Consider the following 19,192-nt stretch of genomic DNA (forward strand, 5'->3'; position numbering starts at 1 on the left):
TTATATACATAAATTTATTAAATTCAGTAAAGACTTCCTAGCACATGATTTAAATGCATAAGCTAAGTATGGTAATTTAAATTATGCATCTTAACCATGATACGATTAAGTGATTTCAGATTTAATTTAAGGTATTATAATTACGGATATGATCATTAATACTTTCAAGATAGAAAATATTCTTTTGCTCATCTGCTAATTCAGTTTCGTGATCGAATTCTAAATTATCAAAACGTTTGAAGAATGATTCATATGTTTCAACTGAAACTTCAGTACGATTGTTTAAAAGGTCTTTATGTCCTTGAATATCCAGTGCATCTTGATAGCCTTTTACAATTTTACCGCTAAAGAATTCGCCCACAGAACCAGAGCCATAACTGAATAGCCCGATTGCATCATCTGCAGAAAGGTCATGTGTTTCTAACAATGAAATCAAACTCAAGTATAGAGAGCCAGTATAGATGTTACCTACATAACGATTATAATATGTAGCATCTTCATAACCAGAAGTTAAGCGCGCTTTTGTTTGTTCATCAACAGAATCTGTTAAAATTGAATCAAGTGCTTTTTTACCCATTTTAGTAAATGGCACGTGGAAACATAATGATTTAAAATTATCTAATGTTTTGTTGTAGCGACGAGCATATTCATTCCAGCTTTCTTGGAACGAGTGAATGTAAGCATCTTTTGATAATGCGCCATCAACGAGAGGATAAGGTTGTCCACTTGGACGCCAAAAATCATAGACATCTTCAGTGAATGCGACTGCGTCATCATTTAGTTCAAGAATACGTGGGTTTTGTGATATTATCATAGCAACTGCTCCTGCACCTTGTGTAGGTTCGCCACCAGAGTTTAAACCGTAACGTGCAGTATCACTAGCGATAACTAATACTTTTTCATCTGGACGTTGTGCTAAATAATCTTTAGCTAATTGAATTGCTGGTGTTGCAGCATAGCAAGCTTCTTTCATTTCAATACAACGTGCAAATGGTTGAATGCCAAGCAAGTTATGTATTTGTACTGCTGAAGCTTTGGCAGAATCAATTGCAGATTCTGTTGCAACGATAACCATACTGATTTGTTTTTTATCTTCATCAGTAATGATGTCTTTTGCGGCATTTGCGCCCATTGTAACAATATCTTGGCTTACTGGACTAACTGCCATTTCATATTGGCCAATGCCAAGTAGAAATTTATTTGGGTCAACTTGGCGTGATTCTGCAAGTTTAGCCATGTCTACATAAAATCTTGGAACGTAAAAATTAATTTGATCAATACCAATTGTCATAAAGCGTATCGACACCTTTCTATATATAAATAAGCACCTGTATCATACCAAATCACGCTTATAAAATACAATGATTTAAAATTAACTGTAAATAAAGGAGATTGAAAATGAATAAAATAGCAATCGTAAGTGCAAAACGTACACCAATTGGAAGATTTAAAGGGAAATTAAGTAATTATTCAGCAGTTGAACTCGGAAAGAAAACATTAAAAGCAGCAATAGAAGCAATTAAATTAGATCCAAATACAATAGATCAAGTCATTTATGGCAATGTCTTACAAAGTGGAAGTGGACAAAACCCAGCGCGTCAAATTAGTATCAACGCAGGTGTGCCGAATACGACGCCAGCTATGACGATTAATGAAGTTTGTGGATCAGGACTAAAATCAATAATTCTCGGTAAACAAGCGATCCAATTGGGAGAAGCGAAAGTAGTTGCAGTTGGTGGCGTAGAAAGTATGACGAACGCACCACAACTTATTTTAAAAGAAGGAGAATCACCTGTACAAAGCTTTATGCATGACGGTCTAACAGATGCCTTTTCAAATGTGCCAATGGGCATTACAGCGGAAAAAATAGCTGAGAAATACGATGTGACACGTGATCAACAAGACCAATTTGCAAATGATTCTCATCAAAAAGCACATCAAGCAACTGAAGCGGGAAAATTCGATAATGAAATTGTACCGTTAAAAGACGTGGATGGTGAATGGATGACTAGTGATGAAGGTATACGAGGTAATACGAGTATAGAAAAGCTTGCAACTTTAAAAACAATTTTCAAAGAAAATGGCACAGTTACTGGCGGCAACGCTTCTAGTATTAATGATGGTGGTTCAACGATTATCTTAATGGACGCAGCTTATGCAAAAGAACAAGGTTTTGAAATTTTAGCGCTTCTAGGAGAACATGCTGAAATAGGTTGTGATCCTGATTATATGGGTTATGCACCTTACCACGCGGTTACAAAATTATTAGATAAGACAGGTAAACATATTGATAACGTAGATGTTGTTGAAATGACTGAAGCATTTGCTTCACAAAGTATTCCTGTTCGAGATAATTTAGGTATAGCTGAAGAGAAACTCAATTTATATGGGGGTGCGATTGCATTAGGGCACCCAATCGGTGCAACTGGTACACGTTTAGTAACGACACTTGTAAATGTATTGTCTCAAGAGGGCAAACAAAGTGGCATCGCTACTGCTTGTATTGGCGGCGGCTTAGGTATAGCCCTAGAAATTGAAAAGGAGAATAAATAATGGAAGCGTTAGATAAGTCATTTCGTCATTTATCTCGTGAAGAGAAATTAGAGCAACTTGTTCAAAAAGGTTGGTTGAGCAATGAGAATAAAGCGGTGTTGTTAAATAATCCACTTATTCCAGAAGAGATTGCGAATAGCCTGATTGAAAATGTAATTGGTCAAGGTTCATTACCTGTAGGATTGCTACCAGAAATTATTGTTAATCAAAAAGCATACGTCGTGCCAATGATGGTAGAAGAACCTTCAGTCGTTGCGGCTGCAAGCTATGGTGCTAAACTTGTCAATCAAACAGGCGGTTTCAAAGTGGTATCTAGTGAGCGTTTAATGATTGGTCAAATCGTATTTGATGGCGTAAATGACACACAGGCACTTGCGCAAAAAATTAATCAGCTTGAACCACAAATTAAACAAATTGCTGACGAAGTATACCCTTCAATAATAGAAAGAGACGGGGGCTACCGTCGTATAGAAATAGATACGTTTTCAGCAGAAGGCTTATTGTCATTAAAAGTATTTGTGGATACAAAAGATGCTATGGGTGCGAACATGCTGAATACGATTCTAGAAGGTATTACAGCGTATTTGAAAAATGAATTAGACAATATTGATATCTTAATGAGTATTTTATCTAACCATGCGACAGCGTCTGTAGTTAAAGTACAAGGTGAAATAGAGGTTTCCACTTTATCCAAAGGTGGCCGTGCTGGACAAGAGGTAGCGAAACGTATGGAACGTGCTTCTATATTAGCTCAAGTAGACATTCACCGTGCAGCGACGCATAATAAAGGTGTAATGAATGGCATCCATGCAGTTGTCTTAGCAACAGGTAATGATACACGTGGTGCTGAAGCAACTGCACATGCATATGCAAGTAAAGATGGGCAGTATCGGGGCTTAGCAACATGGCATTATGATGAGCAACGCCAGTTATTAGTTGGTACAATTGAAGTTCCTATGACATTAGCGACAGTCGGTGGCGGTACAAAAGTATTACCAATCGCTAAAACAGCACTAGATTTAATGAAAGTAGACTCTGCTGAACAACTTGGACATGTAGTTGCTGCTGTTGGCTTGGCACAAAACTTTGCAGCTTGCCGTGCATTAGTATCAGAAGGTATCCAAAAAGGACATATGAGCTTACAATACAAATCCTTAGCTATTGTCGTGGGCGCAGAAGGCAAAGAAATCGCCCAAGTCGCAGATATGTTGAAAGATGAACCAAGAGCTAATACGGCTACAGCACAACAATTGCTAGACCAATTAAGAGAGAACAAATAGCAGTAGTCTATATAAAGTACTTTCAATGTCAAAGAGACCATTGAATCATGACTGAATATGATGAAGCGGACTATGTTGGCAGTGTTTTTGTGTATGCTTGCGCAAATGTAATTTCGACTTTAATTTATATTTCATCCTTACTTGCCTAGGATATAGTCTCAGCCTGTAGCCTTGGGCTTGTACATTATTAACAAGTCAGTAGTCGACCCAAATCACTGCCATTTTTTAAAGTGTTGAGTCTGGGCCATAAATACATGTGTCAGACTCAATTGTTATATCGCTATTTCTATTATGCAATTCTACAGTTATGATTTTATTTTAAGAAAATACTGTCATATACTTGTTATATAAGGAAAAGTAGAAAAGGGGTATGAATAATGAAAAATAACGACATTCCAGCATTATCGTATAAAGGGAATGCAAATACTGCTGTGCCTATACTTGCACATGAAGCACAGATTCAAACGGTTACGGCAGAGCAGTGGTTAAAAATTTCTGACAAAGGTTTACAACTTGAAGGGCTATGCTTTGATAAAGATGGGGATTTACTTTTATGCGAAGTATTTGGAGGCACAGTCTTTCATGTAGCTTTGCCAGAGAAAAAAGTCACAACACTATTTCAATCACAAAAACAAAATCCAGCAGCAGTTAAAATACATAAAGATGGAAGACTTTTTGTTTGTTATTTAGGGGATTTTGAAAGCTCAGGAGGCATCTTCGCAGTAAATTCAAAAGGTGAACAAGAAGATCCAATTGTTTCAGATATTGAGACTGAATATTGCGTTGACGATTTAGTGTTTGATAGCAAGGGTGGATTTTATTTTACAGATTTCCGTGGTTATTCTACAAACCCTAAAGGTGGCGTATACTATGTGTCACCAGACTATAAAACGATTACACCTGTCATTCAAAATCTTGCTGTCGCTAATGGCGTAGCCTTAAGCACTGATGAAAAAACATTGTGGGTTACAGAGACAAATGCAAATCGATTACATCGTATAGATTTATTGGATGATGGTGTTACGATTGCTCCATTTGGCGCCTCTATTCCTTATCACTTTACAGGACATGAAGGTCCTGACTCTTGTTGCATTGATAGTGATGACAACCTTTATGTTGCAATGTATGGACAAGGAAGGGTACTTGTTTTTAATAAAAAAGGTTATCCGATTGGTCAAATTTTGATACCTGGACGTGATCAAGGTCACATGTTGAGATCGACTCATCCTGCCTTTATTCCTGGAACAGATCAATTAATTATTAGTGCGAACGATATAGAAATGGGTGGCGATTCTTGGTTATTTACTGCTAAAGGTTTTGCTAAAGGCCATCATAGTTATCAATTTCATTAATTTTCAACTGAATAAGCAGATATAGAAAAAATGTAACTTCGACTCGGAGTTACATTTTTTCTATATTAATGTTCTTAGTACGTAGTAATTCCCTTTAAAAAAAACGGGAAATATGATGTGGCGTATTATTTTATAAAAAAGCGAGTTGTAAAAAATAGTGGTCTATGTGTATAAAAAAAGTGGTTTGGATGGTGTAAAATAACTACAAATGTGATAATAACTACCTTTAAATAATAAATACGCTGTTGAAAGCGAATAAAAAGTTAAGTATGATATAAAATAACAAAGGGGAGGTGCCTACTATTTTTAATAAGAAAACTAAAAATAATGGCGAAAAGATTAGGACAAAGAAAGAATTAGGACTTACGTCTGCTTTAATTACTTTAATCATTATGATAACTTCAATGTTATTTACGGTAGCTGTGCTTGAGAAAGAGCCTCATATACCATTAATGATTGGCACGGCAGTTGCGATTATTATAACCATGCTACATGGATACGCGTTTAGTGAAGTAGAAGAAATGATGTATAAGGGGATTCGACATGCATTACCTGCTATTGTAATCATTATTCTCGTAGGTTTAGTTATTGGGTCGTGGATAGGTAGTGGTGTAGTAGCTACTATGATTTATTACGGGCTGCAATTAATTGATCCAAGATATTTTTTAGTCGTAGTAATTGTGCTATGTGGTGTTGTTGCATTGGCTATAGGTAGTAGTTGGTCTACGATGGCGACAGTAGGGGTAGCATCTATGGGTATTGGCCTGAGCATGGGTATTTCGCCAGGTATGGTTGCAGGCGCAGTCATCTGTGGAGCTTACTTTGGAGATAAAATGAGCCCATTATCTGATACGACAAATTTAGCTTCTGGTTTGTCTGGTGTTAATTTATTTGAACATATTCAACACATGTTTTTTACAACGATACCAGCTTTGGTAATATCACTAGTTGCATTTTTCTTTATAGGTATACGTTTTGGTGATAAAAATTTTGATACCAAAAATATAGATGAAATACTGAGTACGATGCAAGATAGTTTTGTGATTACACCGTGGTTATTAATAGTACCATTAGCAGTCATCGCACTTGTAGTAGTCAAAGTACCAGCAATACCAGCGATTTGCGTAGGTATTATATTAGGATTTTTCGCGCAACTGTTTATACAAGGCGACTCGATTGTAGATGGATTAACAGCGTTACAAACAGGTTATACGATTGAATCTGGCAATGAACTGGTTGATGAATTATTTAACCGTGGTGGTTTAGAATCGATGTTCTATACGATTTCACTTACACTAGTTGCAATGACATTTGGTGGTGTGCTTGAATATTCAGGCATGTTAACTGCATTAATTTCGGTTATTTTAAAATTTGCTAAATCTACAGGATCATTAATTGCATCTGTTATAGTGTCATGTATTGGTACAAACTTTACATGTTCCGAACAATACATATCAATTATCGTCCCATCCAGAATGTACGCAGGGGCATTTAAAAAGAAAAATTTACATGCTAAAAACTTATCCAGAGCTTTAGAAGATGGCGGTACATTAACGTCTGTGTTTGTACCATGGAATACTTGTGGTGTATTTATTGCTTCGACATTAGGTGTGTCTGTTATAGAATATGCGCCTTATGCAATTTTAAATTATACAGTACCAGTCATATCTATTATATTTGGGTATATAGGTTTTAAAATAATAGGATTGAGCGAAGAAGAAATAGAACAAAATAAACAAGAAGAAGAAGCGAACTTAACATAATACAGCATTGTGATTTAAAATCAGTAAACACGTTGATTTGTAGCAGTGGTATTTAAGATAAATCTAGCAAGCTAAATAATATAATATGAACAAAGCGTTTGGACATATATTTCAGATTAATTAAAATTGTCGGAATATATCGAAAAATGACATGCACTCCAAAGTTGAATACAATTTCAATTTTTGGGAGTGCATTTTTTATGTGTATTTGGTTTGCTTTTTGATAGGGATTTTAAAGAAATAAGAGTCTGTGTGTTAACGTTTTTGTAATGAGTTAATATTGAAATATTAAAATTTAAACGTATACTTGAAAGTATTAATTATGTTTCAAGTAGAGGAGAACGTGCATGGATATTAAACAGATGAAGTATTTTGTTGAAGTTGTAAACCAAAATAGTATGACAAATGCTTCCAAATCTTTATATATTGCTCAGCCAACAATTAGTAAAGCGATAAAAGATTTAGAAAAAGAATTGAACATGACACTTTTCGATCGCAGTAAACGACAACTTGCATTGACTGATGCAGGAAGAGTGTTTTATCAAAAAAGCAAAGAAATTTTAACACTCTATAATGATTTGCCTAGAGAGGTTAATAGTCTACTTGGTTTAGAAACAGGTCATATCAGTATAGGTTTATCTGCAGTGATGAACATGAATAAGTTTATTCATATACTTGGTGAGTTTCATCAAAAATACCCAAATGTAACATATAATTTAGTTGAAAACGGTGGGAAGATGATTGAGACTCAGTTAATTAAAGATGAGATTGATATTGGTATCACCACAATCCCTGTAGATCAGTCCATTTTTCATTCTGTGTTGTTATACGAAGAAGAATTGAAACTCGTATTGAATAAAGAGCATAAATTGGCCAATTATGAACAAGTAGACATGAGTATGTTAAAAGATGAGGACTTTATACTATTTAATGAAGATTTCTATTTGAATGACAAAATTATTGAAGCGGCTAAAAATTCAGGATTTGTGCCAAATACAATTTCTAAAATTTCTCAGTGGAACTTTATTGAAAATTTATTAAGTGCACATCTTGGTGTGAGTATCTTACCAGAGAATATTGTGAATTTACTTGATGGTAATTTTAAAAGTATAAAAATTGATGACTCAGCAATGCGTTGGGAGTTAGGCGTTATATGGAAAAAGGATAAATATTTAAGCCATGCGACTAAAAAGTGGATTAAATTTATGAAACAACGATTATAAAAAGTACTTATATAGCTTATCGTTTTTCTAGTCAGTCTTGAGAGGGCAGGAAGAAATCAAATTATGATTTCTTCCTGCCCTCGTTTTGTTTACAACAACGTAAATAATCAAATATAAAGTCATGTAAGTGTCGTGATAGCAGAGAATTTTGAATGAAAAGGATGAATATGTAAAGTTTAATTTTAGGCTTTAGTATAATGAAATATAATACACTTAATCGCTTACATGAAAAAAAGTAATAAGTGTCATCGATAATCAATATTTTTATTATATTACGTACGGGCTTATACTAGTATATGTAATCAATAAAACACCAAATAAAAATGACGATAAAGGGATGATAAAAATGCAGATGTCACTAAAGGTAGTTAGAGTTTTATTTCAAATATTAATGATTATGGCTATTACGTATGCTGGAAATGTCTTGCAAAGTGTTCTGCACATTCCAATTGCAGGAAGCATCGTAGGCCTAATCTTATTTTTTCTCTTACTACAATTTAAAATAATCCCATCACAATGGGTTAGTAAAGGTTCGAATTTTTTCTTAACAACTATGGTATTTTTCTTTGTACCTTCTGTTGTAGGTGTCATGGATGTTGTATCTGAAATTAATTTGAATTTCATTTTATTCTTCGCAATGATTATTTTAGGAACTTGCTGTGTTGCTTTAATTTCAGGGTTTATAGCGGAGAAAATGGTTAGAACTACAGAATATGGGAATGGAAAAGATTAGATGACACTTTTAAATGCATTGTTAATGATTGTATTAACAATTGTTATGTATGCTGGAGCTAAAAAATTACAGCAAAAGTATAAAAACCCGTTTTTAAATCCAGCACTCATATCTTCTATTGGTATTATTACTATCTTGCTTCTATTTAATGTAGATTATCAAGGTTATATGGTTGGCGGTCAATGGATTAATTATCTATTAAATTGTACGGTGGTTTGTTTAGCTTTTCCTTTATATCAGAACCGTCATAAAATATTAAAACATGCCAATATCATATTCAGTAGTGTCTTCTCAGCAGTCATATTAAACTTCGTATTTATATTTTGTTTATTGAAAATACTAGGTTATTCAAGAGAAGTTATTATGACGATGTTACCACGATCCATGACTGCCGCAGTTGGTATAGAAGTTTCAAATCAACTGGGCGGGGTAGATACGATTACTGTTATGTTTATTGTCGCAACAGGATTAATTGGTAGTATATTAGGCTCTTATTTATTAAAAGTGGGAAGATTTAAGACCGCTATTGCAAAAGGTTTAACGTACGGTAATGCTTCACATGCATTTGGTACGGCACAAGCATTCGAAATAGATGGTGAGTCGGGTGCTTTTAGTTCTATCGGCATGATTTTAACAGCCGTATTAAGTTCCATTGTCTTACCGATACTCGTCCTCTTATTATATTAAGTTTTAAAAACGAACTAGATATTTTACTGCAAATAACATCGAAAGAATCAACGATTTAAAATGATTGAAATTTGAAAGGAGCTATTTTAAAAATGGCAAAAATAAAAGCAAATGAAGCATTAGTAAAAGCGTTGCAAGCATGGGATATTGATCATTTATATGGTATTCCAGGAGATTCTATAGATGCAGTCGTAGATAGTTTAAGAACAGTTAGAAATAATATTAAATTTGTTAACGTTAGACACGAAGAAGTAGCAAGTCTAACTGCTTCAAGTTATACGAAAGTGACTGGTAAAATTGGGGTAGCATTGAGTATTGGTGGTCCTGGTGTAATTCATTTACTTAACGGTATGTATGATGCAAAAATGGACAATGTACCTCAACTTATTTTAGCAGGTCAAACAGATAGCACAGCTTTAGGTACGAAAGCATTCCAAGAAACAGATATTAGCAAATTAGTTGATGACGTGTCAGTTTATAACCGTCAAATATCTGAAAATGACAAAGATATATTTGGTATTGTCAATGAAGCGATTCGTACTGCATATGAGAAAAAAGGTGTAGCCGTATTAATCTTGCCGAATAACTTATTAACAAATAAAGTTAAAGATACAACAAATACAAAAGTGGACACTGCACCACCAGCGCGTGTAACACCAAAACCACGTAGTATTAAAAAAGCAACTAAGCTTATCAATAAAAGTAAACGTCCAGTAGTGCTTGTCGGTATGGGTGCTAAACATGCCAAAGATGAACTGCTTCAATTTATTGAAGCGGTGAAAATCCCTTCAATTATCACGCTACCTGCGAAAGGTTTATTAGCAGATGCTCATCCTTATAATATTGGTAATCTAGGTAAAATCGGTACGAAAACATCTTACCAAACAATCCAAGATGCTGACTTATTAATCATGATTGGTACGAACTATCCTTACGTGGATTATTTACCTAAAAAAAATATTAAAGCAATTCAAATAGATAATAATGCTGAAAATATTGGCCATCGTTTTGATGTGAATGTGGGTATTGTTGGTGACAGTAAATTATCATTGCTACAATTAACAGATTCAGTAAAACATGTATCAGAGCGTGACTTCTTAACTAAAACGTTAGAAAGAAAAGCAACTTGGGATGCATGGATGGCAAAAGATAGAGAAAATAACAGTAAGCCAATTAGACCAGAACGTCTAATGGATGCGATAAACGAAGTAAGAACAGACGATGCAATCTTTTCTATTGATGTAGGTACATCAACAGTATGGTCAACACGTTATTTAAACTTAACAGTTAACAATAAATTTATAGTATCTAGTTGGTTAGGTACAATGGGTTGTGCATTACCAGGTGCAATTGCTGCTAAAACTGCATACCCTAACCGTCAAGTTATCGGTATTGCCGGTGATGGTGGATTCCAAATGGTAATGCATGATTTTGCTACAGCAGTACAATATGATTTACCAATGACATTCTTTGTGTTAAATAATCAACAACTTTCATTCATTAAATATGAACAACAAGCAGCTGGTGAATTAGAATATGCAATTGATTTCACAGATATTGATTACGCAAAATTTGCTGAAAGTTGTGGTGGCGTTGGTTACACATTAACTGATCCAAATAGAATTGATGAAGTAGTTGAAGATGCAATGTCACAAGACCGTCCAACAATTGTCAACGTGTACGTTGATGAAACTGCTGCGCCATTACCAGGTAAGATTGTGATGGATGAAGCAATGAATTATGGTAAATGGGCATTTAGATCAATTACTGAAGATGGAAAATTAGACTTAGATGAATTACCTCCAATGTCAACAGCGGTAAAACGTTTCTTCTAATTTTATATATTAACTTAGGCTATCAAACAATTTTCTGTTTGATAGCTTTTTTAATTATCTAGAGCAAAAATTTTATTATTATAAGTATTGCTATTTCATACTCATTTTCCTATGTAGCGTTTCGTATGCTAATGCATAATAAATGTTAAAATTATAAAGCGAAAACTTATTTTATAAAAATTAACACGGAAGCTTATTTCACAAAAAATAGGCTATATATGTATATAAATAGCAAACAGCGACGAACGTTAGTTTGAGTGAAGAAAGGATGATCCTAATGTTTAAATCATTTTTTAAATTAAATCGTTTTAAAACACCACATACATATGCGTTATTATTAATAATTATTGTTTTTTCAAGTTTACTTACATACTTAATACCAGCGGGTGAGTATGCACGCGAGAAAAAAGATGGACAAACGCTAGTTGTTTCAGGATCATACCAAGAAGTAGAACAACATGGTGTATCGTTTTTCGATATATTTCGTGCAATACCTGAAGGGTTAATTAGCGGTGGGGAAATTGTATTTTACATCTTTTTAGTAGGTGGCGCATTCGGTATTGTACATAAGACGGGCGCATTTGAAAACGGTGTCAATAAAGCAATGCAAGCATTAGGAACTTATAAAGGGCTTATGATTCCTTTAACAATGACTATCTTCTCTATACTAGGTTTTTCAATTGGCTTAGCAGAAGAAACAATTATTTTCGTGCCTATCGGTATCATTATAGCTCGAACATTAGGTTATGATGCACTTACAGGTGCTGCAATGGTAATACTTGGTGCAGCCAGTGGATTTATAGGCGGTATGCTCAACCCATTTACAGTCGGCGTAGCCCAATCTGTAGCTGAATTACCAATGTTTTCAGGTTGGGGATTACGAACAATCATTTATCTATTTATTTTAAGTGCAGCGATAATGACAGTAATGCTTTATGCACGAAAAGTTAAGAAGGATAAAACTAAAAGTCTCGTTTATGAATTGGAACAAGCAGAAGGTGATGTAGAAAGCCAAATGTCCACGCCACGCTTTACGAAAAGACAAGCGATAGGTTTAGGTTTAATCGTTGCAGCGATTGTATTAAATGTATATGGCATTTTTACTTATGGTTGGTCATTTAATGAAATGAGTGCCAATTTTTTACTAGCTGGTTTATTAGCAGGTTTCATTGGTGGACTAGGGATGAATGGCACTTTCGATGCAATGATTGAAGGTATGAAAGATATACTTTTTGGTGCCATGATTGTCGGCTTTGCTAAAGGTATTATTGTGATTTTAGAGAATGGTCAAGTTATCGATACAATTGTATATGGCATGACAACTTTATTAGCAGATATACCTGCTTCAATGGTTATCATAGCAATGTTTATACTACAATTTTGTTTGAACTTCTTTATACCCTCTGGTTCAGGCCAAGCATTAACAACTATGCCCTTAATGGTGCCTATATCTGACTTATTAAACATTAATAGACAAGTTACTGTGCTTGCCTTCCAATATGGCGATGCGATTAGTAATGTGTTATTCCCAACATCCGCAATACTTATGGGCGCATTAGCAGTTGGAAAAATAACTTACACACAATGGCTTAAATTTGCGTGGAAGTTAATTGTGTTATGGGTAGTAATTTGTAGTATCGGGATGTCTATCGCATTAATAATCGGCTACTAATTGCGCATCATAGTGAAAAGAAGTTATAGCATTTTGAAATATAGGATACGAATTGATATTGTATAAAATTTTAAAATAGTATATACTAAATTAAAACAAATCGTCATATTGCGTGTTACTGGTTAAGCAGGCATGAGCAAACAAAGCGACTATCGGGAATAGTCTGTTTGCTCATGCCTTTTTGTGTACGTTTTGACGGTAAAGATATAAGAAGGGATGTTTTTGTATATGTTTAAGAAGTTTTTTGGACAATTGCAACGAATTGGTAAAGCTTTAATGTTACCAGTCGCAATTTTACCAGCCGCTGGTTTATTACTAGCAATCGGTACAGCAATTCAAGGGGAATCCCTACAACAATATCTTCCATTCATACAAAATGGAGGAATTCAAAGCGTCGGTGAAATGATGGCTGGCGCAGGTGGTATTATATTTGATAATTTGCCAATTATATTTGCGATGGGTGTTGCTATCGGTTTAGCTGGTGGTGACGGTGTTGCAGCTATTGCTGCATTTGTCGGCTATATTATTATGAATAAAACAATGGGAGCATTTTTACATGTGTCGCCAGATAACGTAAATGATGCTGCGAGTGGTTATGCGAGTGTCTTAGGTATACCAACATTACAAACAGGGGTGTTTGGCGGTATTATCATTGGGGCGCTTGCTGCTTGGTGCTATAATAAATTCTTTAATATTTCATTACCATCATATTTAGGATTCTTTGCTGGTAAACGATTTGTGCCAATTATGATGGCACTGACTTCATTTGTATTAGCATTTCCGATGGCTTTAATTTGGCCACATATTCAAATGGGTTTAAATGCATTTAGTGAAGGATTACTTGATTCCAATACAGGATTATCTGTATTCTTATTCGGATTTATCAAACGTTTATTAATACCGTTTGGTTTACACCATATTTTCCACGCACCGTTTTGGTTCGAATTTGGTTCATGGACTAACGCAGCAGGAGATATTATTCGTGGTGACCAACGTATCTTTATAGAACAAATACGTGAAGGTAGTCATTTAACAGCAGGTAAATTTATGCAGGGTGAATTTCCAGTAATGATGTTTGGTCTACCTGCAGCAGCTTTGGCTATTTATCATACAGCGAAACCTGGAAGTAAGAAAATTGTGGCTGGTTTGATGGGTTCTGCAGCTTTAACTTCGTTCTTAACGGGGATTACGGAACCATTAGAATTCTCATTCTTATTCGTAGCGCCAGTATTATTCTTTATTCACGCAATACTGGATGGTTTAGCGTTCTTAACAATGTATCTATTAGATGTGCATTTAGGTTATACATTCTCGGGTGGTTTTATAGACTTCATATTATTAGGAGTGTTACCGAACCAAACAAATTGGTGGCTAGTGATTCCAGTAGGACTTGTATACGCAGTGATTTACTACTTTGTATTCCGATTCTTTATCACAAAATTCAACTACAAAACGCCTGGTCGTGAAGACAAACAAGTTGAAGCTTCTATTACATCAGCGAGTGAATTGCCATTTGAAGTATTAGATGCAATGGGTGGGCAAACAAACATTAAACATCTTGACGCTTGTATCACAAGACTACGTGTTGAAGTGAAAGAGAAGAGTAAGGTCGATGTTGCTGGATTGAAAGCATTGGGTGCTTCTGGCGTGTTAGAAGTGGGTAATAATATGCAAGCAATATTTGGTCCTAAATCTGATCAAATCAAGCATGATATGGCTATGATTATGAAAGGTGAAATTACAAAACCAAGTGAAACGACAGTGCCAGTAGAGGATGATAATAAAGTTACACATATGGATGATTTGGATGAAATGGAAATTTATTCACCGGGTAGAGGTCAAATCATACCTTTATCAGAAGTACCTGACCAAGTGTTCGCTCAAAAAATGATGGGCGATGGTGTTGGATTTGTTCCTGAAGATGGAGAAATTGTGGCACCGTTTGACGGTACTGTGAAAACAATATTCCCTACAAAACATGCCATGGGTATAGAGTCAGATGAAGGCATAGAACTACTTATCCATATTGGTATTGATACCGTTAAATTAGACGGGGCTGGTTTTGAAAGTATGGTTAATACAGGAGACGCAATTAAAAAAGGACAAACGCTAATGCAAGTTGATTTAGACTATATTAAAGCTAACGCACCTAGCATTGTGACGCCATTGATATTAACAAACTTAGAAAACCGAATACTTGAAATAACTGACGTAGAAGATGTGAAATCACAACAATTGATTATGACAGTTAAACAAGACTAAACAATCATAAAAATACAAGCTTTAAATGAAATTACAATAACCTAGTTTTATAGCATCTCAAACAGTTCGAATTGATAAAAATTCGAACTGTTTTTTATTTTTTAAGATAAAATGTTGAAATATTCTGAAATTATAAATATCATAGGGATTATGATTATATTAAAAATGAGGGTGAAATTATGAACTATAGACCATCAATGCAGGTGATGCCTAAAGTAACACTTATGCCACCAGAGTTAAATATGGCTAAAGCATTATATCAAACAATTAAAGAAAATTTTTCACACTTAGAACCATTTTTAGAATTTATTACTGAAGATGTCACAGTGCAAGACGAAAGTGCATATTTGAAAATGATGATTCAACAACATGCAGACAATACAGGTCGCTTATTTCTTATTTACTATGAAGATGATCTTATAGGTACCATAGATTTACATAAAATAGATACGAAGAATCGTAAAGCAGAAATTGGTTATTGGATTGCTGAAAGTTATTCAGGTAAGCAAATTACAACAACATGTGTAAAGCGTATGTGCCATTATGCTTTTGAAACATTAGGCTTAAATAAATTGACTATTTTAGCTGATGTTCGAAATATACCAAGCAATAAAGTTGCTGAAAAAGTTGGCTTTTCTTTTGTTGCTACTGATTATCAAGATGTGTTCGATGGAAATGAATTTAGAGATATGAACCGTTATATATTATTAAAAGAACATTTTCAATGAAATAAATTAAGCACTTTCACCACGTTTAAAAAATAATATCTTGAAAGGAGATGTATATGGATATCACAAGGGGCATAAATCATATTGGATTGACAGTACCTGATATCGAAGCTGCAACTACATTTTTCAAAGAAGCTTTGAATGGAAAGATTGCCTATGATAGTCAAACCAAAGTTGATGATTCTCGATCAGGTGCATTTGTAGAACATGTCTTAGATATAGAACAAGGGGCAAAAATTATAAAAAAGCGCATGATGGTGTTTCATAACGGACCTAATATAGAAATGTTTGAATTTAAAGATGCTACTCAGCAAAGTCCGGCATCGTTACAAGATATTGGTTTTACACATATTTCATTTTACGTAGATGATTTTGAAACTACTTTAAACCGAGTGAAACAAGCAGGTGGCGAAGCAATTTCAGAACCACACAGTAATACAAAATACGAAGATACAACAAATAATAAAACTGTATATATACACACGCCATGGGGAAGTTTAATTGAATTACAGACCATCCCTAACGGCTATTATTATCCGGATGACAGTGAAGCTAAAGTGTTTAAGCCTAAAAAATAAAAATTAAACTTTAACTAAGGGGAATTGATAATGCTACAACGAAAATTAAATATCGCGAATTTAAAGACACCTATTTATAAATTAGAATCCTTAAGTCAGTCGTTAGGTAAAGACATCTATATCAAAAGAGACGACTATACAGGCACTGAAATTTCAGGAAATAAGGTGAGAAAGTTAGAATACACAATTCAGTATGTATTAGATCATGGCTATGATACGATCATTACAACTGGAGCAATTACATCTAATCATGCCCGTGCAACTGCTGCGGTATGTGCGCAATACAATATAGAATGTCATTTAATATTAAGGGGCACAATGGCAGAATATGAAGGGAATTTGTTTTTGGCTACGATGTCAGGCGCTCATGTACATCTTATAGAACCCATTGCCTCAAGAGAGGAAGCGATGGATACATTGTATATAGAATTAGAAGAAGGTGGCAAAACACCATTTAAAATACCAGCTGGTGGATCTGACTGGATAGGCGCGCATGGTTATATTGATGCTTATGAAGAAATATTAGAACAAGAAATCGCGATGGAGATTCAGTTTGATTCTATTAATTTTGCGGTTGGTTCTGGTGGGACATATGCTGGACTTTGGTTTGGCAAAACGAGTAATAATTTAGCAACTCAAATTATTGGATATGCTGTAAATAAAAATGCTGAAACCTTTAAAAATAAAGTTATTGAGATTATTAAAGATTTAGACAATGACACGACCTCATTTGAAACCATTTTAATCAACGACGAATATATTGGTTTAGGATATAGCCAAGCAACGGATGAAGAACTACAATTTTATATTGATATCGCGCAACAAGAAGGTATTATTCTAGACCCAACTTACACGGGGAAAGCTTTTCGAGGACTCGTTGAGGAAATAAAACAAGGTCATTATGATGATCAGCAATCCATTTTATTTATTCATACAGGCGGCTTACAAGGCTATACACAAGAGATAAGAACGCGTATCCAACAATTATTGTTAGAAAATGCTTAGTCACTATAATACTCAAAAGCTATATTTAAAAATATAATATGTTCGATTAATAAAAGATTATGGGTGTGTTTTCAAATATTGAGTTATTGTATTTTCGGAGCAAATACGTTGATTAGTCTTCTGAAAATGTTTCATAATGAGATACAATTTGTGTGGCGAGGATGGTGTTTAAAATGACGCGAACATTGACTACGATAGAATCATTTTATGAGTTTGTTAGCAATCATAAATTGGTGGTTATCCATGTAATGAGAGACAATTGTAGCGTTTGTCATGCAGTTTTACCACAAATAGAAGGACTTGTAGGTGAATACCCTAAGGTGTCGCTAGGCGTTATAAACCAAAGCAAATTAGAAGCTATCGCTGGCGAACTATCGATATTTACTGTGCCAGTAGACTTAATATATTTAGATGGAAAAGAAATGCATAGACAAGGTCGCTTTATTGATATGCAACGGTTTGAACATCAGTTGAATATGATGTATCAAAGTATAGGTTAATACATTGTAGCGTGTGATTTTTTTGTCTATTTTGAGTCGAAAATGGTTAATAAATCAGTACTACTTTTCATAAAGCGTAGCATCACAGTGCAGAGTGGGAAAATTAAACATAGAAAACCATTTTATTATAAAGTGGTCGAGATATAAATACAACATGCATGTAATAAATTAGCTATTTAGCAACCCTATTGAGGCGGGAATATGAAATCAAATTTTGATTTCTGACCTGCCCTTTTTTGTGTCATTAATACTTGTAGTAACACAAAATAATTAAATTGCCCCAAATAAAAATGCGAGTAATTAGATTAAAAGTGTCATATTTTCTAAAAATAATGTATGATAAAGAATATTAATAGCGCAATAGGGGGATGTATATGCGAATAGAAAGAATCTGTCCTGATGAAGCAGAGGAATTATATGCTTGTATGAAGAAAATCGATCAAGAAACGCAATATATGTTGTATTTGCCAGATGAACGCAGTTTTGATAAAGAAGCATTTATTGATGATATTAAGCGTAATTTTTATATTGGTGTAAAAACAGATGATAATGAAATCTTAGGATATCTTTCTGCACATATTAGTACATTATCTAAGGTGAAACATATTGGTTATATTATGACAGGGCTCGTTAACAATAAACAGCAGCAGGGTTTATCTACAAAAATGTTTGATGAAACAATTAGGTGGGCAAAGCGCAAGGGGTTAAGACGCTTAGAATTAAACGTGATTACATCGAATACACCTGCTATAAACTTTTATGAGAAATTAGGTTTTAAAATCGAAGGTATTAAACGGGAATCGATTTACATGGATGAACATTACTATGATGAACTGTATATGGCAAAGATATTGGATCAAGACTTTATACCTAATTTTACAAGTAGGTTGTAGCTGTCTAGTGAAAACGACAAGGTAAAAGTAAGAAATTAGCTGTATATACATAAAATTAAAATATTGAGTTTGCGTAATTGCTTTTACTAAAAATATGGACTAGTTTATTGTAAAATATATATCAGACG

At 34.3% G+C, this 19,192-nt stretch carries 16 protein-coding genes; 15 read left to right on the forward strand and 1 reads right to left on the reverse strand.

Annotated features, from left to right (window positions below; all coding sequences use genetic code 11):
- Window positions 1–121: 121 nt before the first annotated feature.
- A complete protein-coding gene (locus M4L39_RS09760; protein ID WP_277581839.1) occupies window positions 122–1,291 on the reverse strand; it encodes a hydroxymethylglutaryl-CoA synthase in 1,170 nt (389 codons plus the stop codon).
- Between the two features lie 107 nt (window positions 1,292–1,398).
- On the opposite strand from M4L39_RS09760, the gene M4L39_RS09765 reads away from it, so the two are divergent.
- The 15 genes from M4L39_RS09765 (at window position 1,399) to M4L39_RS09835 (ending at window position 19,064) form a co-directional block, all read left to right on the forward strand.
- On the forward strand, window positions 1,399–2,553 hold the full coding sequence (locus M4L39_RS09765) for a thiolase family protein (RefSeq protein ID WP_277581840.1): 1,155 nt from the start codon (window positions 1,399–1,401) through the stop codon (window positions 2,551–2,553).
- Window positions 2,553–3,833 carry a hydroxymethylglutaryl-CoA reductase, degradative gene (locus M4L39_RS09770; protein WP_277581841.1) on the forward strand — a complete coding sequence of 427 codons (1,281 nt, stop codon included), beginning with the start codon at window positions 2,553–2,555 and terminating at the stop codon, window positions 3,831–3,833. The genes M4L39_RS09765 and M4L39_RS09770 overlap by 1 nt, the downstream gene beginning before the upstream one ends.
- A 377-nt stretch (window positions 3,834–4,210) precedes the next feature.
- Complete coding sequence (locus M4L39_RS09775) at window positions 4,211–5,185, forward strand: SMP-30/gluconolactonase/LRE family protein (RefSeq protein WP_277581842.1); 975 nt, start codon at window positions 4,211–4,213, stop codon at window positions 5,183–5,185.
- A gap of 293 nt (window positions 5,186–5,478) precedes the next feature.
- Entirely contained in the window at window positions 5,479–6,948 is a 1,470-nt protein-coding gene (gene nhaC / locus M4L39_RS09780) for a Na+/H+ antiporter NhaC (RefSeq protein ID WP_277581843.1), read from the forward strand.
- Between the two features lie 347 nt (window positions 6,949–7,295).
- A complete protein-coding gene (gene cidR, locus M4L39_RS09785) occupies window positions 7,296–8,171 on the forward strand; it encodes a cidABC operon transcriptional activator CidR (RefSeq protein WP_277581844.1) in 876 nt (291 codons plus the stop codon).
- A gap of 346 nt (window positions 8,172–8,517) precedes the next feature.
- The gene (locus M4L39_RS09790; protein WP_277581896.1) at window positions 8,518–8,904 is read left to right on the forward strand and encodes a CidA/LrgA family protein; all 387 of its coding nucleotides are present in this window, start codon (window positions 8,518–8,520) and stop codon (window positions 8,902–8,904) included.
- The gene (locus M4L39_RS09795; RefSeq protein WP_277581845.1) at window positions 8,905–9,591 is read left to right on the forward strand and encodes an LrgB family protein; all 687 of its coding nucleotides are present in this window, start codon (window positions 8,905–8,907) and stop codon (window positions 9,589–9,591) included.
- Between the two features lie 92 nt (window positions 9,592–9,683).
- Window positions 9,684–11,426: a pyruvate oxidase gene (locus M4L39_RS09800; protein ID WP_277581846.1), complete on the forward strand. Its 1,743-nt coding sequence runs from the start codon at window positions 9,684–9,686 to the stop codon at window positions 11,424–11,426.
- Window positions 11,427–11,703: 277 nt separating this feature from the next.
- The gene (locus M4L39_RS09805; RefSeq protein ID WP_277581847.1) at window positions 11,704–13,098 is read left to right on the forward strand and encodes a YfcC family protein; all 1,395 of its coding nucleotides are present in this window, start codon (window positions 11,704–11,706) and stop codon (window positions 13,096–13,098) included.
- A gap of 228 nt (window positions 13,099–13,326) precedes the next feature.
- Window positions 13,327–15,360, forward strand: a complete 2,034-nt coding sequence (gene ptsG, locus M4L39_RS09810; protein ID WP_277581848.1) for a glucose-specific PTS transporter subunit IIBC — start codon at window positions 13,327–13,329, stop codon at window positions 15,358–15,360.
- A 179-nt stretch (window positions 15,361–15,539) separates the two neighbouring features.
- Window positions 15,540–16,088: a GNAT family N-acetyltransferase gene (locus M4L39_RS09815; RefSeq protein ID WP_277581849.1), complete on the forward strand. Its 549-nt coding sequence runs from the start codon at window positions 15,540–15,542 to the stop codon at window positions 16,086–16,088.
- A gap of 56 nt (window positions 16,089–16,144) precedes the next feature.
- Window positions 16,145–16,666, forward strand: coding sequence for a VOC family protein (locus M4L39_RS09820; protein WP_277581850.1), 522 nt, complete (start codon window positions 16,145–16,147; stop codon window positions 16,664–16,666).
- Window positions 16,667–16,696: 30 nt separating this feature from the next.
- A complete protein-coding gene (locus M4L39_RS09825) occupies window positions 16,697–17,671 on the forward strand; it encodes a D-cysteine desulfhydrase family protein (protein ID WP_277581851.1) in 975 nt (324 codons plus the stop codon).
- A 173-nt stretch (window positions 17,672–17,844) separates the two neighbouring features.
- A complete protein-coding gene (locus M4L39_RS09830; RefSeq protein ID WP_277581852.1) occupies window positions 17,845–18,171 on the forward strand; it encodes a thioredoxin family protein in 327 nt (108 codons plus the stop codon).
- 374 nt (window positions 18,172–18,545) lie between these two features.
- Window positions 18,546–19,064, forward strand: a complete 519-nt coding sequence (locus M4L39_RS09835) for a GNAT family N-acetyltransferase (protein ID WP_277581853.1) — start codon at window positions 18,546–18,548, stop codon at window positions 19,062–19,064.
- Window positions 19,065–19,192: the final 128 nt, after the last annotated feature.

The sequence above is a fragment of the Staphylococcus equorum genome (assembly GCF_029531845.1).
Lineage (GTDB): Bacteria > Bacillota > Bacilli > Staphylococcales > Staphylococcaceae > Staphylococcus > Staphylococcus equorum_C.

Bases quoted from the DNA above. Each gene is read 5' to 3' on its own strand.
- M4L39_RS09760 (WP_277581839.1), bottom strand. From the start codon at position 1,291: ATGACAATTGGTATTGATCAAATTAATTTTTACGTTCCAAGATTTTAT.
- M4L39_RS09765 (WP_277581840.1), top strand. From the start codon at position 1,399: ATGAATAAAATAGCAATCGTAAGTGCAAAACGTACACCAATTGGAAGA.
- M4L39_RS09770 (WP_277581841.1), top strand. From the start codon at position 2,553: ATGGAAGCGTTAGATAAGTCATTTCGTCATTTATCTCGTGAAGAGAAA.
- M4L39_RS09775 (WP_277581842.1), top strand. From the start codon at position 4,211: ATGAAAAATAACGACATTCCAGCATTATCGTATAAAGGGAATGCAAAT.
- cidR (WP_277581844.1), top strand. From the start codon at position 7,296: ATGGATATTAAACAGATGAAGTATTTTGTTGAAGTTGTAAACCAAAAT.
- M4L39_RS09790 (WP_277581896.1), top strand. From the start codon at position 8,518: ATGCAGATGTCACTAAAGGTAGTTAGAGTTTTATTTCAAATATTAATG.
- M4L39_RS09795 (WP_277581845.1), top strand. From the start codon at position 8,905: ATGACACTTTTAAATGCATTGTTAATGATTGTATTAACAATTGTTATG.
- M4L39_RS09800 (WP_277581846.1), top strand. From the start codon at position 9,684: ATGGCAAAAATAAAAGCAAATGAAGCATTAGTAAAAGCGTTGCAAGCA.
- M4L39_RS09805 (WP_277581847.1), top strand. From the start codon at position 11,704: ATGTTTAAATCATTTTTTAAATTAAATCGTTTTAAAACACCACATACA.
- ptsG (WP_277581848.1), top strand. From the start codon at position 13,327: ATGTTTAAGAAGTTTTTTGGACAATTGCAACGAATTGGTAAAGCTTTA.
- M4L39_RS09815 (WP_277581849.1), top strand. From the start codon at position 15,540: ATGAACTATAGACCATCAATGCAGGTGATGCCTAAAGTAACACTTATG.
- M4L39_RS09820 (WP_277581850.1), top strand. From the start codon at position 16,145: ATGGATATCACAAGGGGCATAAATCATATTGGATTGACAGTACCTGAT.
- M4L39_RS09825 (WP_277581851.1), top strand. From the start codon at position 16,697: ATGCTACAACGAAAATTAAATATCGCGAATTTAAAGACACCTATTTAT.
- M4L39_RS09830 (WP_277581852.1), top strand. From the start codon at position 17,845: ATGACGCGAACATTGACTACGATAGAATCATTTTATGAGTTTGTTAGC.
- M4L39_RS09835 (WP_277581853.1), top strand. From the start codon at position 18,546: ATGCGAATAGAAAGAATCTGTCCTGATGAAGCAGAGGAATTATATGCT.